The sequence below is a fragment of the Psychrosphaera sp. 1_MG-2023 genome (genome assembly GCF_030548245.1).
GTDB lineage: Bacteria > Pseudomonadota > Gammaproteobacteria > Enterobacterales > Alteromonadaceae > Psychrosphaera > Psychrosphaera algicola.
The window spans coordinates 66,053-79,190 of sequence record NZ_JAUORW010000014.1; the positions used below are offsets into that span (position 1 = coordinate 66,053).

Sequence of the window (13,138 nt, forward strand, 5' to 3'; positions counted from 1 at the left end):
ATCTTAGTTAACCTAAGGTCAACCTAAAATAATAATTATAATGATAATAAAAGGTAGTCTGTATGAGTGCGGATAGAGAGCATTTTTCGTCAAAACTCGGTTTTATACTTGCCGCGGCCGGCTCGGCTGTTGGTATCGGAAATTTAGTTGGTTTTCCTGTGGCTGCTGCTAAAAATGGTGGTGGTGCGTTTTTGTTTATTTATGCAATTTTTGTCATCGTTATCTGTTTGCCAGTCATGATGGCCGAAATGGCCTTGGGTCGAAGCACAAATAAAGACCCGTTAGGTGCCTATACTGAAATATCTGAAGGCGATAAGAAATGGAAGGTTGCTGGCTTAATCGGTGTCATAACGCCGTTTATGATTGGGGTATTCTATCTCGTAATAACAGTTTGGATATTTGGCTATTTGGCAGGTGCGATTACTGGAGACCTCGATTTACTCGCTAATCCAAACACCTTTGGTGAATTTATTACCGGTAAGTCATTGTTTGGTTACATGGTTGGTGTAGTTGCTTTGACGGGATTCATTCTGATGAGCGGGGTTAAGCAGGGCATAGAACGTGCTGCCAAAATTCTTATGCCGACACTATTTATGCTGTTGGTCATGTTAGTCATCTATGTTTTGACTCTAGATAATGCGATGGCCGGAGTGAAGTTTTATATCTTGCCGGACTTTTCTAAAATAACAGCAAGTGTAGTTAGTGGTGCCTTGTCTCAGGCATTTTTCTCATTATCTCTCGGTATGGGTATATTAATTACCTATGGGTCATATATGAATCGCAATCAAGACATTGCTGATTCTTCTAAGCTAGTTGCCCTAACAGACACAGGTGTCGCTTTTGTTGCTGGTTTAATGATAATGCCTGCGATATTTAGTTTTGACCCTCAAATCGACCCGTCGTCGCTTTCTGAGTCATCCATCTCACTTATCTTCGTATTAATTCCTAAAATATTTTTGTCGCTGCAAACCGACATAGGTTATTTTGGCGCAAGCGCTATCGCATCGGTGTTTTTCTTATTGGTATTTTTTGCGGCGATTACGTCACTTGTATCGATAATAGAAGTGCCAAATGCGGCATTAATGGAACAACAATGTATTAGCCGTAAGAAGTCGTTGGTGATTTTAGGACTAATGGTTGTTGTACTAAGTGTATTTGCATCTATGTCGTTTGGAATGTCAGAATTTTTTACCAAGTTTGTTTGGTATGCCGGGGCTGATAAATCATTATTTGATGTCATTTACGATGTATTTTACGATACTATTTTGCCACTTAATGGCTTGTTAATTTGTTTGTTTGTTTCAATGCGATGGAAAAAACACAACTTTAACAACGCACTTAAAGAAGGGGCTGCAGCTGGTAAACATAGCTTTTTGTTTAAATATTCAGATGTTGCGTTATCGACCGTCATTCCACTGATCTTATTTGTTATATTTGCAAATACCGTGGCGCTGAAGTTTTTTGGGGTAAATTTACTCTTCTAACATTAAAGTGAACTCGATGATGTTTGTTATCGACTAGACATTAAAAAAGCCGCTATGATGAAATATGTCCAAGGTTATGGGAGATTTCATCTTAGCGGCTTTTTTTGAAGCGTTATTTGGCATCCAAATGAACTGTCGTTAGTAATGTGAGCGTTTAGGTATAAGAATCTTCTTCTAAGTCTTCTTCTGACTCACCATCTTCCCCCATATAAACACCCCAACCATCTGAATAACCGTTGTGTTTTTCTGCGATACGTTTGTAGTCTTGTTCAAACTCGCTGATTGCTTCATATGTGACTGGGAGTACTTTAGAAATTTGCAATTCTATTGCGTCACTCTCTTTGCCGCCGTGGTCGTACTTTCTGTTTTCAACCTTAACAATAGCTTCTTGTTCGTCAATTCGTCTTAAGAATATTTTCGCTACAGCATCAGCGTCTTCTTCTTTATGAAAAAGCGCAAAAAAATCGACAACATATTCTTCACTGAAATCAAATCCGGCGTCAAACATCTCTTGTAAAATTTGACCAGTTTCATCTTTGGGAAATTGCATAATATTCCATTTCTAACGTGTTAATTCGTAATAGGGCGATTGTAAGGCAATTTGCCGATAGGTGAAATGTATTCCACCTATCTGACGTAATTATTGTCTGTGGGTTCTTATATTGTGTTCAATAGGTTGACTTGAGCTGCTTCTAAAGGGGTTAATATCTAATCCGCCTCTTCTGGTATAACGGGCATAAACCGATAGTTGGCTTGGATTACATGCGTCAATAATGTCACAGTAAATCCGTTCAACACATTGTTCGTGAAACTCATTGTGCATCCGAAACGAGATCAGATAGCGCAATAAGGATTCATGGCAAATTTTAGAACCAGTATAACTAATGATGATGCTTGCCCAATCTGGTTGATTGGTGATCAAACAGTTAGACTTTAATAAGTGGCTGTTGATGGTTTCAGTCACAACTTTTGGGCTGCTGTCGCTACTGTCTTCGACGTCGTCTTTGGCAGCAGAGTCCGCTAGTGACAATAACTGGTCATTGTATTGGTAATCAGTAACCGTTATATCAAGGCTGTCGATATTGGTGCCTGGCAGTTGTTGAATTTGGAACTTATTAGGATCAGTGACATCAAACAATTCAACATTAACGGGCGCTCCCGCACACAAACTTAAGTCTTTGGCCATGGTTTCTTTAACCGCTTCCCAGTCCGAAAACTGAGTTTGATTAAAGCTATTTAAGTATAACTTAAAGGATTTACTCTCAATTAAATTAGGACTTATGGCTGGCACCAAAAACTCTGCGATGGCAACAATAGGTTTGCCATTTGGGTTTAACCAACTTAGCTCATAACCGGTCCATAAGTCGTGGCCGTAAAATGGCATGGCAGCCGGAATGGTGAGTTGATCACGATTTAAGCTCCTTGGCACCGGTTGCAGTAACTTTGCATCGTACTGGTCGTGGTATTTGGTTGTTTTACCTAAAGTTAGCTCGTTTAAAATATCAGATTCGTTATACTTGTCGTTCATGTTTTCCATGTCGTTCATGTCGATTGGGCCAAGAGTTTATATACCGCTGGTATATTTGATATGGCTATTGTACTTAGGTTTAACTAGAAGTGAAAATTTTATGGACCAAGATTTAATTCAAAATTTGACGTCGTTAGTAACAAAGGCGCAGGTGTTGACAGCTGCACGAGGATATAACGACTTTGAACGAGACGAACAATGGCCGTCTCCTTGCGAAACCGAAGTTGACGGACAGTGGCAATGGGCACCGGTATTGCAAACCGAAGCCGGATTTGAGGGGGACTTTAGCAATGTCGAATCGGCCTTAAACATTAAAATAGATCAACAATTTCAAGCGTTTTTTTCCACTTACTTTAGTTCAAATATCCTTGCTAAACATAAAGATGGTGATTTGGAGTTATTGCAAGCTTGGTCTGAAGAGGATTATGCTCGTTTGCAACAAAACTTGATCGGTCACTTAATGATGAAACAGCGCCTAAAACAATTGCCAACTTTGTTTTTTGCGGTAACCGACGAAGAAGATCTAAATTTAGTTGTTAACAACTTAACGGGTGAAGTGTGTTTAGAATATGTTGGTAAAGAACCACATACCGTATTGAGTCGAAATTTGGCGACGTTTTTAGCCGAGTGTGAACCAGTTTAGTAAACTGGTTCACGGTAGAGCTATTTATTCGGCTTCTTGCACCATTGGCCAGCCGCCAAGTGCTTTATAACGATTTACCATCATACAAAATAAGTCTGCGGTTTTTTCAGTATCATATAAAGCTGAGTGGGCAGACGCGTTGTCAAAGCCTAACCCGGCTCGTTTACATGCTTCGGCCAAAACGGTATGGCCAAGAGTAAGCGCTGCAAATGAGGTGGTATCGAACGTTACAAATGGGTGAAAGGGTACCCGTTTATAATTTACCCGCTCTACTGCAGACATTAAAAATCCGTGGTCAAATGCCGCGTTATGTGCAACAACTACAGAGCGGTTACATCCTGCCGCTTTCTGGCCTTTTCTGACCATTTTGCAAAGTTCTTTGATCATAGTTGCTTCATCGACTGCGCCACGAAGCGGATTAAATGGGTCGATACCATTAAACTCTATAGCGGCTTTTTCGATGTTTGCGCCTTCAAAAGGTTCAACGTGAAAATGAATTGTTTCATCTTTAACTAGGTTTCCGTCGTCATCCATTTTTAAGGTAACAGCTGCAATTTCTAATAATGCGTCAGTTGTTTTATTAAAACCGGCGGTTTCAACATCAATAACAACAGGATAAAACCCACGGAAACGGGACGCCAATGTATTTGTTATTTGTGGCTCAGCTGGCGAAGTGGCGCTTGGTTGGTTTGGTGATAATTCGTCATTACTCAAGATTTTGGTCTCTTTTTATTGCAGTTTAGATTCAGCGAGAGATTGAAATTATCCCATTTTAGCGCTGGCATTAACACTCAATATTAAATAATCTTTTTATTCAAATTGAAGAATAAAAATAGTGGCTAAAAGTGAGTGTTCGGCCGATATAAATAAGTAACTATTGGCAAAGTGGCGTGGAACGTAAAACTGGAACGTTTTTAGCATGTCCACAGAGGTAATGTCTTATCGTGGTGAAGTGTATGACAAATTCAGCCAGTGCAAATTAGCTCGCTAGAACATTTTCATACGCGTTTTTGAATAATACAAATGATTAGACGACGCAAAATGCGATAACACATTAATTACAATGTGACATGTTGATAAAGGTTTTTTAAATGAACAAGATACTTAAGCAACTGCTCCTTGTTGTGCCATTTTTACTTAGTAGCTTTGTGTCCTCAGCGGGCATGCGCAGCTATAGTGGCACCTTAGAAAACTCCAAATGGCAAGTTTCACAAAAAAGTCGGTTGCAATGCCAACTCACACATAACATTCCAAATTACGGGGAAGCCTTGTTTGTTAGTGAAGCCAATAAAATATCAAATATGGGTTTTGAGCTTGATCTTAAACGTTTACCGGCTGATTATTCGTTAGCGCAGGTGGTGTCAGTGCCACCACGGTGGATGCCAGGTAAGGGCGCAACACCTATTGCAGAACTTCAATGGCATCGTCAATTTAATGGCGACTTAGATGAAAAATCTGCATGGGTCATGTTAACTGAACTAGAAAAAGGGTATTTTCCAACGCTTTATTATGCCGATTGGCACAATAAGCGCGACAGAGTGTCAGTGGCATTGTCGGCAACTAATTTTAAAGATAACTATTATCAATTTTTGGACTGCATAGACAATCTTTTGCCGTACAGTTTTGATGATATTTCATATGCGCAATTGCATTTTGAAAAAAACAGTTCAAAGCTCGATAAAGCCTCGCGCAATAAATTGGCACAAATCGAAGAATACTTAAAACACGACAAAGACATTGAATTTATTTCTGTCAAAGCTTACAGCTCGTCGTGGGGCGGCAGGTATACCAATTTAAAAATGTCAGAAAAACGAGCCATGATGTTAAAACAATTTTTTGTCGATTTAGGTGTTGTCCAAGACAAAATTGAAACCGAAGGTTTTGGTGAGAAACGCCACATTGCGTCAAACCAAAATGAACTTGGCCGTGGTGAAAACCGCAGAGTTGTTATCGAGCTTATCAAGCCATAACCTCCCAACTCTCCTTAATAAACGGAGCTATGCCGTGACATAGCTCCGCTATCAATTACCAGGATTATAAAGCTTAATTCATAGCTTAAAAGCCATCCAAATTAAATTTAGATATAAAGTACAGTTGGATTATTCGCTTGAGTAAAGTAATGTCTTTAATTAGATAAAAATTGGCAGTAACCGATTAATTGTTGTGACAGTTCATTTGCAGGTGATCGGGTTGTAAGAGCGTTTGGTCGAACGGATTTAAATAGCGTTTAACATCTTAACGGAGTAAGTGGTGAAGGATTTTGTGGAGTTAGGTTTACCTGACAAAATGGATATTAAGCGTCAATATAACGCGATGACAATCACAAGGAAATGGTTTGGGTGGCAAGTGATTTTTCTAACTGTATTTGCTGTTGTTTGGAATGGTATTATTTTTAACAACTATTTGAGTGTTGAAGCTTACAGTGAGTTGCCTTGGATACATATTATTGCAGGAATTGCTGTAACCTATTACGCCATTACTGGCTGGTGTAATGTTACCAACATTCATGTTACGAAGCAGCAAATTCAAATTAGCCACAAACCATTACCTTGGATTGGCAATAAAACCATAGACTCCCATGACATTAAGCAGTTGTGCGTAAAAGAAAAAACCTCTAGAAACCGGAATCACAACTCGTACTCTGTTAGTTATGAAGTCCATACCATTACAAATAGTGGCAAAGTGACGAGATTACTTAGCGGATTGTCAACAAGTGAACAGGCGTTATTTGTTGAGCAAGAAATAGAAAAGTACTTGGGAATAGAAAATAAACTAGTTCGTGGTGAGTTAAGTTAATGAGCTGTTTTATTACGTTATTAGGTTTTATTACGTTATTAGGTTTTCTTAGCCGATATTGAAATAACAGCGGCGCCAAACTAGACACAATGTGCCTGCGAAATTAGCGCAGGTAAAAGAATACAAGGATGGTTTTATGAAATGTTTTACCCACCAAGTTGATTCCGTTGGAATATGTAAGTCGTGCAATAAAGCAGTATGTTCAGAATGTGCTGTTGATACTGGAAGAGGGCTTGCCTGTAGCGATTTTTGTGTTGAAGAACTGAACGATATAAATGTCATCATGGATAAAAGTAAACAAATTTATGGCATAGGCAATGACAGTAAATTACCGCCTACCGGGATCCTGATGTATATGTTTTTTGCCGCAGCTTTTATAGGTTTTGGCGTTTATCAAACAATATTGAAAGGACGCCCTGACTACTTTTTATTTGTAATGGGAACGGGTTTCTTAGTGGTAGGCGGATTAGCCTGGTACCGTAATAGAAAGTTAAATATCAACTGTTAGTTTTTATCAATTGTTGTATGGATTTGGTAACGAAATGGAATTTTGAAAAATGGAATATAGAAAAGAAAGCGTGATCTCAAGAGTGTTGAAACACTACTTATTGCCCTCAATTTTACTAATATACTGCCTAGTTGGTGCTTTTTGGGCCGGAGTCCCAATGTATAAAAAAAGTGGCACTGTTGAATTGATGGGTACAGAAGCCTTATTTTTGTCAATTGCCCCCGCACTATGGTTAATTAGTGATTTAGTTATGTATGAGCCTATTTTAAACCTAAGCAAGAAGCAAAGATTAGTATGGGGCACGTTGATATTCATACCAGCGGTCTATGTGTTTTGTAGTACGATTTTTTTCTGATCCCAACTGAAGACGTTAAAAATAAGTTTTTGTGGTAACTCCGGTCATAGTAACGCACTCATTTGACTTTGGAACAGCCTTCAGAATAGACTTGGTTAACAGATAGTTATTTAAATGTCTGGGATTGAAATTGGTGTAAGTAATGAGCTTTATATTGTTTTTGGCGATTGTTATTGGCTTAACTGTATTGCCGATAATGATTTCGGCCAAGATATTAAAGGCGAACAAAACGTCGTTTAAAGCTTGTTTAATTAGTGCTGTTGGGGCTGTTTCGCTTGAGCATTTCACCCGCACAGCAATTGAAAATCAGGGCTTTGCTGGATTAGCTGCGTTAATCATAAACGGTATACTTTTTTCTTTGGTGCTTGGCACTGGCTTTTGGAAAGGTTTAACTATTTCATTGTTAGCTTTGGGCGTACAAATACTAATTGGGTACATTTTTGTGGGTATAGGGTTATCTACCGGTACTATTTAGGTTACACCATTATAAGAAACTGCAATTTACGCAGTTACTAGCTTGCTTTTTATCTAAAGGATTGTCGTGATATCTAAATTACCTCGTTGGGTGGAATATGGCTCTTTTGTTCTTGCATTAGTTGCAGGACTTGTTAATTCCATAGGACTGTTGGGGTTTAAACACCAATCAATATCTCATTTGTCGGGCACTGCGACCCTTTTAGGCACCGGGATTATTAACTCAACGTATTCTGATGTTTTTCATTTGCTTGTGGTACTTATTAGTTTTTTAGTGGGCGCGGCGGTTTCTGGATATTTCCTAAGTAGTGGCGTTGTAAAATTGGGACGTAATTACAGTCGATTGCTTTATTTTGAAGCAATTTTGTTGCTTTGCTCGATTTATTTTTTAACAAATGACACGTTACAAGGACACTATTTAGCCTCTGCCGCATGTGGACTTCAGAACGCATTGGTAACTACTTATAGTGGCGCAGTCATCAGAACGACTCATGTCACTGGCCTATTTACAGACTTAGGGATCATGTTGGGTGCAAAACTAAGAGGCGACGAATTTGATAAACGTAAAGCACTATTGTTTCTGATCATCATTGTCGGGTTTATTTTAGGGGGCGCATTAGGGGCTTATTTTTTTGTAATGTTCAGGTTTAACGCATTATTTATCCCAGCGATTATTTGTGCGCTACTGGCTTTGGCATACTCAATTTACAATGCAAAAATAAGTCATTCAGCGGTCGAAATAAACGATTAAGGTTCAATCGCTGACGGGTATTGGTTTATAAAAGGGTTGCAGTAGGGTGTTCAATGGTGGAATTCAGAAAAGTGAACATTGATCATGTCAGAACTTAAGCATGTATATGCTCAAATGTGGGCGGACTCCATAGACAAATTTAGTCATAATGAATGTGAGTTAGATCCTCTAATTAACAATAACTCCGATATGCGACGTGGCATAACGGTATTATCTTATTTCGACAAGGTCGTTGGAAATAATATATTGAGTTTTCTCGATGAATTAAGAACTATTGAACCTGAGCAATATTATTACCCCGCAAGCGATCTCCATTTAACGATTTTGTCGATTATTAGCTGCATAGATGGATTTAACTATTCGGATATTGACGCCGATGCTTATTCAAATGTGTTTAAAGCAGCAGTAAAAGACACCGGTCCATTTAAGGTGCATTTTAAAGGCATTACCGTTTCACCATCGTGTATTTTAGTTCAAGGCTACCCTGATTTTGAACCGTTAACCAAACTCAGAGATTCATTGAGACAAAGGTTCAAAAAAGCTTTTATTGAAACGACTATTGATTCTAGATACAAAATTTCTACAGCCCATACGACGGTTGTACGTTGTATCTCCCCCTTTAATAATAGTGCGGCTATGATCAATTTATTACACAAGTACAAGGATTATGATTTTGGGACATTAGAAGTCGAGTCAGTCGAACTTGTTTTTAATAACTGGTATCAAAATTCTTCAATAACAAAATCGATTTCGAGCGTAAAACTAAAATAAAATTTGAGCGTTGGGCTATTAATTAGCGACGGACACGTGATAGTTTGCCACAACGGTGCTCTGCCTAAGCAGAACATATGTATTGTTGATAAAAAGCTTTTGTACAGGAAGTTAACACTCAACATGGCCATAACTGCCTAAATTGAAAAACAATTAGAGAGCGTCGTTTAATGTCGACTGAGAGGGTAAACTACATTCAAATTGAGTTTAAGACAGTCGAGTTTATTGGTAGGTTACTCAGTTGAGAATGGTCAGTTTTAATTAAAATTTAAAGGAAATAAGAAAAAGTAAATGGATGAGATTAAAAATGTATTACTCGTTATTGTTGGCTCGTTAGTTTTAATTCTGTGGGCAAATCTTTCTGGGGCGAGTACCTTAAAAAACGCTTTTGACAAACAAAAAAGTAATATTCAGGTTAAAGGCAGTGGCAAGGTTATTCATATTTTACCCGACGACAATAAAGGCTCGCGTCACCAAAAGTTTATCTTAAAATTAGACACTGGCCTGACAATATTAATAGCGCACAATATAGATCTTGCTCCTAGGATAAAATCAATATCTAAAGGGGATACAGTAAAGTTCTATGGTGAATATGAGTGGAACAGTAAAGGTGGCGTTGTGCATTGGACACATTTAGATCCAAATAATCGCCATGTGCATGGTTGGCTCAAGCATAAAGGCAAAACATATCAATAATTCAAAAACGGTTTCGTTTTAAAGGATGCGCTTTATGGATAGTTCGACAATGATGCTTTGGGGTGTTGTTTTTAGTGGCTTAGGCCTTGGCTATTTTTCATATGGAAAGAAGCAAAAGTCGTTAGTTCCTTTGTGCTGTGGTTTATCACTTATCATTTATCCCTATTTTATGACGAGCTTATCAAGCTTACTGATTGTTGGCGTTATTTTGCTGGTGGCCCCATATTTTATAAAGTTTTAATTCAATTAGTCGTTTTTGAGACATGTTGGAGGGCACCCAATAAAACTTCTCCAAAAGCTGAAACTGAATGTTCGACTCAAAAGACAAATCAAATAACCTAGTAAGAAGTAAATTAAATGTTTAGCGGTGTTTAGTCGATTGGCACGGGTCGCGGTGTTTCTTTTGGTGTTCGTGTTGAACATATTGTGATGGACTGACGATGAGGATATGGTTTTTATATTGAGGTCGCTGTTATATCAGTAACTTAGTTTTAGAACAAATATTTGTAAAATTGACTAGCGGGTGTTGTTACGTATATTTTTAATGGGTTAGAAAAGTAATTATTAATGGGAAAAGCATAAACTTAAAATGCCTATAGTTAATTTAGATAATGTTAAAACCTTTCAGACACCTGAGTTATTTGCAACTTGGCTGGAACAGAACCACGATACAAAGACTGAGTTGTGGTTAAAAATTTTTAAAAAATCCTCCAAAATACCAACAATTACTTGGGGTGAAGCGGTAATTGAAGGATTATGTTGGGGCTGGATTGATGGCGTTAAAAAGTCGTTAGACGATGACGCTTATCTTCAAAGGTTCACGCCAAGACGACAGGGCAGTAATTGGTCAAAGCGGAACACGGAACATGTAGAGAAGTTAATTCGTGACGGTCGTATGCAAGAGTCAGGATTAATCCATGTCCGTTTAGCAAAAGAAGATGGAAGGTGGCAGGCGGCTTACGCGCCACAAAGCGAAATGGTCATCCCCGATGATTTTTTAGCCGCACTTGATGGTAATAGTAAAGCAAAACAATGCTTTGAAACGTTAACAAGATCTCAAAAATTCACAATTTCGACGGGTTTACAGACCGCTAAAAAACCTGAAACAAGGCTTAAACGATTTAACCAATTCTTGTTAATGCTAGAGCGTAATACAAAGCCATCTTAAATTATTAAAGGGGATATTATTCGTTGCGAATTATGTTTTTTATTTGGATACAGGGATTAGATAATTGCCAAACAATTCATCACTTAAAAATTTAGTTGTCTCAACCACGAGATTAACAATGTTTAATGTCACCGAACTTTCTGATTTTGCTTGGTCAGAATCAGAATTAACCTCATCTATTTTGACATTGTTGACCCCAAACGTAGTGAAGTCGTTACCGCCGAATTTTCAAAATATTAAAACCACAACAGCAGCAAAAAATTGGTTAGACGAAATGGTGTCACAAAGTCATCTTTTTACCGTATGTTTACGAGATACAAAGACAATTATTGGTTTTGTATTTTTGTCAGAGTGGGACAACCAAAACGTACATTTAGGTTATTTGCTGGGTGAGTCGTTTTGGCAACAAGGCTATGCCAGTGAGTTTTTATCGGGATTTATCACTGATTGCCGAGATAATCACTTAGTTAAATCGTTAATCGGAGGGGTTGAGGCCGCCAATGTTCCATCCGCTAAGTTATTACTTAAACTCGGATTTGAACAAAGTCATACGACCGAAAACGGAGTTACTTTTTATCAAAGACAACTTTACTAACTTGCAATTAAAGTAAGGGGAGTTCGTTGTTTAATCTTCAAGATGGAGTTACCCCTCAATTTGTTTTTTAACGTTAAACTTATTTACGTAACGTTTATTGGCAAATATTGGCAACATCAGTCCATTTGTATTTTTAAATGACCTCTGTGCCAAATCAAATTCTAATTGTTATTCATAACTGTTTCATTTTCATAATATAAACATATTTCATTCGATTCAAATTACGTTACATAAAATACCTGCTAAGCTTTGTTAACAAGAAGTTGTCTTAACTGAAGGGACAATTGGTTAAGTGTTACGGTCGTTTTGTTGCAAATGCGATGAAGGTAATCGGCTTTGTTTCCATTTGTTTTATTATCAGAGTTGTTAATGCTATGCCCTTTAAAATTGAAAGTGTTCGCCATTTAGGTGTTCTAAAAGTTATCTATAGTGGCGCTGTTACGTTGGATGAAAGGATCAATGTCGTTCACTCTTTGTGTGTTGATCACTATGATTCGACTCGATTTAGAATTTACATTGACGCTAGGTTAGTCGACTACCAAATCTCAGTTGCGGAACAAGAAGTTTTTGGCGCTTATATAGCGTCACGAGAAGAATTTAAAGACGCACTCGTCGCTGTCGTTGTTAATGATGGGCAAGTAAAAAACAAAAATATTATTACCAAATCATCTAAATCTGGCCAAATAATTAATATTTTTGATAATGAAGATGATGCATTGCAGTGGTTAGTATCACAATCGGTTTAATTTGAATACGTTTACCTAACTAACTTCACTATTCTTACATCCTCATTAAGCTGAAAAATTTCCTATTTTGCACTGAATATCACGCTGCAATTATTTAATATTGCAGTCTTACGTTATATAGTCACTACAATATTAGTTGTTGATTAGGAGTGGTGAAAACTGTGAATGTATTGTTAGTTTTTTCTGGCATTTTGAGCGCAGTTGCCGCGTTGTTGCATTTAGGGTGTATCTATTTTGGAGCACCTTGGTATCGAATTTTTGGTGCCGGGGAACAAATGGCACAATTGGCCGAACAGGGCAGTTTGCAACCCACAATTATAACATCAGGTATCACAATGGTATTGGCGATATGGTCTCTGTATGCTTTCTCTGCTGCGGGCATCATTGGTAAATTACCCTTTATGCGTTTAGCTCTCGTAACGATTACTGCTTTATATTTATGTCGAGGAATTGTTGGACTCTTTTTGATCTTTTACCCAATTGGCCGAACCCCACAGTTTTGGTTATGGAGCTCCGCAATTTGTTTATTGATCGGAGTGGTTCATCTTTTAGGCGTGAAACAGCAATGGCGTTTGCTAGAACCCCAGTTGTAATGTTAAACGCACGTTTAATTATGCTCATTA

At 38.0% G+C, this 13,138-nt stretch carries 17 protein-coding genes; 14 read left to right on the forward strand and 3 right to left on the reverse strand.

What is annotated here, in order from left to right; genetic code table 11:
- The first annotated feature begins 62 nt into the window (after positions 1-62).
- A complete protein-coding gene (locus Q4575_RS14060; protein ID WP_215964793.1) occupies positions 63-1,484 on the forward strand; it encodes a sodium-dependent transporter in 1,422 nt (473 codons plus the stop codon).
- Between the two features lie 154 nt (positions 1,485-1,638).
- On the opposite strand, the gene Q4575_RS14065 is transcribed toward Q4575_RS14060, so the two are convergent.
- Together Q4575_RS14065 and queF are read right to left on the reverse strand one after the other, a co-directional pair.
- Positions 1,639-2,034 (reverse strand): ribonuclease E inhibitor RraB, encoded by a 396-nt coding sequence (locus Q4575_RS14065; protein WP_303523279.1) that lies wholly within the window; start codon positions 2,032-2,034, stop codon positions 1,639-1,641.
- A gap of 90 nt (positions 2,035-2,124) precedes the next feature.
- Positions 2,125-3,021 (reverse strand): NADPH-dependent 7-cyano-7-deazaguanine reductase QueF, encoded by an 897-nt coding sequence (gene queF / locus Q4575_RS14070; protein ID WP_303523311.1) that lies wholly within the window; start codon positions 3,019-3,021, stop codon positions 2,125-2,127.
- Positions 3,022-3,112: 91 nt separating this feature from the next.
- On the opposite strand from queF, the gene syd reads away from it, so the two are divergent.
- A complete protein-coding gene (syd, locus tag Q4575_RS14075; protein WP_215964795.1) occupies positions 3,113-3,655 on the forward strand; it encodes a SecY-interacting protein in 543 nt (180 codons plus the stop codon).
- Positions 3,656-3,679: 24 nt separating this feature from the next.
- Here syd and rnt read toward each other — a convergent pair whose 3' ends face one another.
- The gene (rnt, locus tag Q4575_RS14080; protein ID WP_215964936.1) at positions 3,680-4,309 is read right to left on the reverse strand and encodes a ribonuclease T; all 630 of its coding nucleotides are present in this window, start codon (positions 4,307-4,309) and stop codon (positions 3,680-3,682) included.
- 437 nt (positions 4,310-4,746) lie between these two features.
- Here rnt and Q4575_RS14085 point away from each other — a divergent pair, with 437 nt between their 5' ends.
- From Q4575_RS14085 to Q4575_RS14140, 12 genes are all read left to right on the forward strand, one after another.
- Positions 4,747-5,625 carry an OmpA family protein gene (locus Q4575_RS14085; RefSeq protein ID WP_303523280.1) on the forward strand — a complete coding sequence of 293 codons (879 nt, stop codon included), beginning with the start codon at positions 4,747-4,749 and terminating at the stop codon, positions 5,623-5,625.
- A gap of 280 nt (positions 5,626-5,905) precedes the next feature.
- A complete protein-coding gene (locus tag Q4575_RS14090; protein WP_303523281.1) occupies positions 5,906-6,451 on the forward strand; it encodes a hypothetical protein in 546 nt (181 codons plus the stop codon).
- Between the two features lie 136 nt (positions 6,452-6,587).
- Positions 6,588-6,959 carry a hypothetical protein gene (locus Q4575_RS14095; RefSeq protein WP_215964798.1) on the forward strand — a complete coding sequence of 124 codons (372 nt, stop codon included), beginning with the start codon at positions 6,588-6,590 and terminating at the stop codon, positions 6,957-6,959.
- 497 nt (positions 6,960-7,456) lie between these two features.
- Complete coding sequence (locus Q4575_RS14100; protein WP_303523282.1) at positions 7,457-7,789, forward strand: hypothetical protein; 333 nt, start codon at positions 7,457-7,459, stop codon at positions 7,787-7,789.
- A 66-nt stretch (positions 7,790-7,855) separates the two neighbouring features.
- On the forward strand, positions 7,856-8,539 hold the full coding sequence (locus tag Q4575_RS14105) for a YoaK family protein (protein WP_215964800.1): 684 nt from the start codon (positions 7,856-7,858) through the stop codon (positions 8,537-8,539).
- Positions 8,540-8,623: 84 nt separating this feature from the next.
- Complete coding sequence (locus Q4575_RS14110) at positions 8,624-9,310, forward strand: 2'-5' RNA ligase family protein (protein ID WP_215964801.1); 687 nt, start codon at positions 8,624-8,626, stop codon at positions 9,308-9,310.
- Positions 9,311-9,610: 300 nt separating this feature from the next.
- Positions 9,611-10,006, forward strand: coding sequence for a DUF3465 domain-containing protein (locus Q4575_RS14115; protein ID WP_368393327.1), 396 nt, complete (start codon positions 9,611-9,613; stop codon positions 10,004-10,006).
- A 34-nt stretch (positions 10,007-10,040) separates the two neighbouring features.
- Positions 10,041-10,247, forward strand: a complete 207-nt coding sequence (locus Q4575_RS14120; protein ID WP_215964803.1) for a hypothetical protein — start codon at positions 10,041-10,043, stop codon at positions 10,245-10,247.
- Between the two features lie 348 nt (positions 10,248-10,595).
- Positions 10,596-11,174, forward strand: coding sequence for a YdeI family protein (locus tag Q4575_RS14125; protein WP_303523283.1), 579 nt, complete (start codon positions 10,596-10,598; stop codon positions 11,172-11,174).
- Between the two features lie 118 nt (positions 11,175-11,292).
- Entirely contained in the window at positions 11,293-11,769 is a 477-nt protein-coding gene (locus Q4575_RS14130; RefSeq protein ID WP_303523284.1) for a GNAT family N-acetyltransferase, read from the forward strand.
- Positions 11,770-12,053: 284 nt separating this feature from the next.
- Positions 12,054-12,515 carry a hypothetical protein gene (locus Q4575_RS14135; RefSeq protein WP_303523285.1) on the forward strand — a complete coding sequence of 154 codons (462 nt, stop codon included), beginning with the start codon at positions 12,054-12,056 and terminating at the stop codon, positions 12,513-12,515.
- Between the two features lie 161 nt (positions 12,516-12,676).
- Entirely contained in the window at positions 12,677-13,108 is a 432-nt protein-coding gene (locus tag Q4575_RS14140) for a hypothetical protein (RefSeq protein WP_272182421.1), read from the forward strand.
- Positions 13,109-13,138: the final 30 nt, after the last annotated feature.

Bases quoted from the DNA above. Each gene is read 5' to 3' on its own strand.
- queF (WP_303523311.1), bottom strand. From the start codon at position 3,021: ATGGAAAACATGAACGACAAGTATAACGAATCTGATATTTTAAACGAG.
- Q4575_RS14110 (WP_215964801.1), top strand. From the start codon at position 8,624: ATGTCAGAACTTAAGCATGTATATGCTCAAATGTGGGCGGACTCCATA.
- Q4575_RS14125 (WP_303523283.1), top strand. From the start codon at position 10,596: ATGCCTATAGTTAATTTAGATAATGTTAAAACCTTTCAGACACCTGAG.
- Q4575_RS14095 (WP_215964798.1), top strand. From the start codon at position 6,588: ATGAAATGTTTTACCCACCAAGTTGATTCCGTTGGAATATGTAAGTCG.
- Q4575_RS14120 (WP_215964803.1), top strand. From the start codon at position 10,041: ATGGATAGTTCGACAATGATGCTTTGGGGTGTTGTTTTTAGTGGCTTA.
- Q4575_RS14060 (WP_215964793.1), top strand. From the start codon at position 63: ATGAGTGCGGATAGAGAGCATTTTTCGTCAAAACTCGGTTTTATACTT.
- Q4575_RS14130 (WP_303523284.1), top strand. From the start codon at position 11,293: ATGTTTAATGTCACCGAACTTTCTGATTTTGCTTGGTCAGAATCAGAA.
- Q4575_RS14065 (WP_303523279.1), bottom strand. From the start codon at position 2,034: ATGCAATTTCCCAAAGATGAAACTGGTCAAATTTTACAAGAGATGTTT.
- Q4575_RS14085 (WP_303523280.1), top strand. From the start codon at position 4,747: ATGAACAAGATACTTAAGCAACTGCTCCTTGTTGTGCCATTTTTACTT.
- Q4575_RS14100 (WP_303523282.1), top strand. From the start codon at position 7,457: ATGAGCTTTATATTGTTTTTGGCGATTGTTATTGGCTTAACTGTATTG.
- syd (WP_215964795.1), top strand. From the start codon at position 3,113: ATGGACCAAGATTTAATTCAAAATTTGACGTCGTTAGTAACAAAGGCG.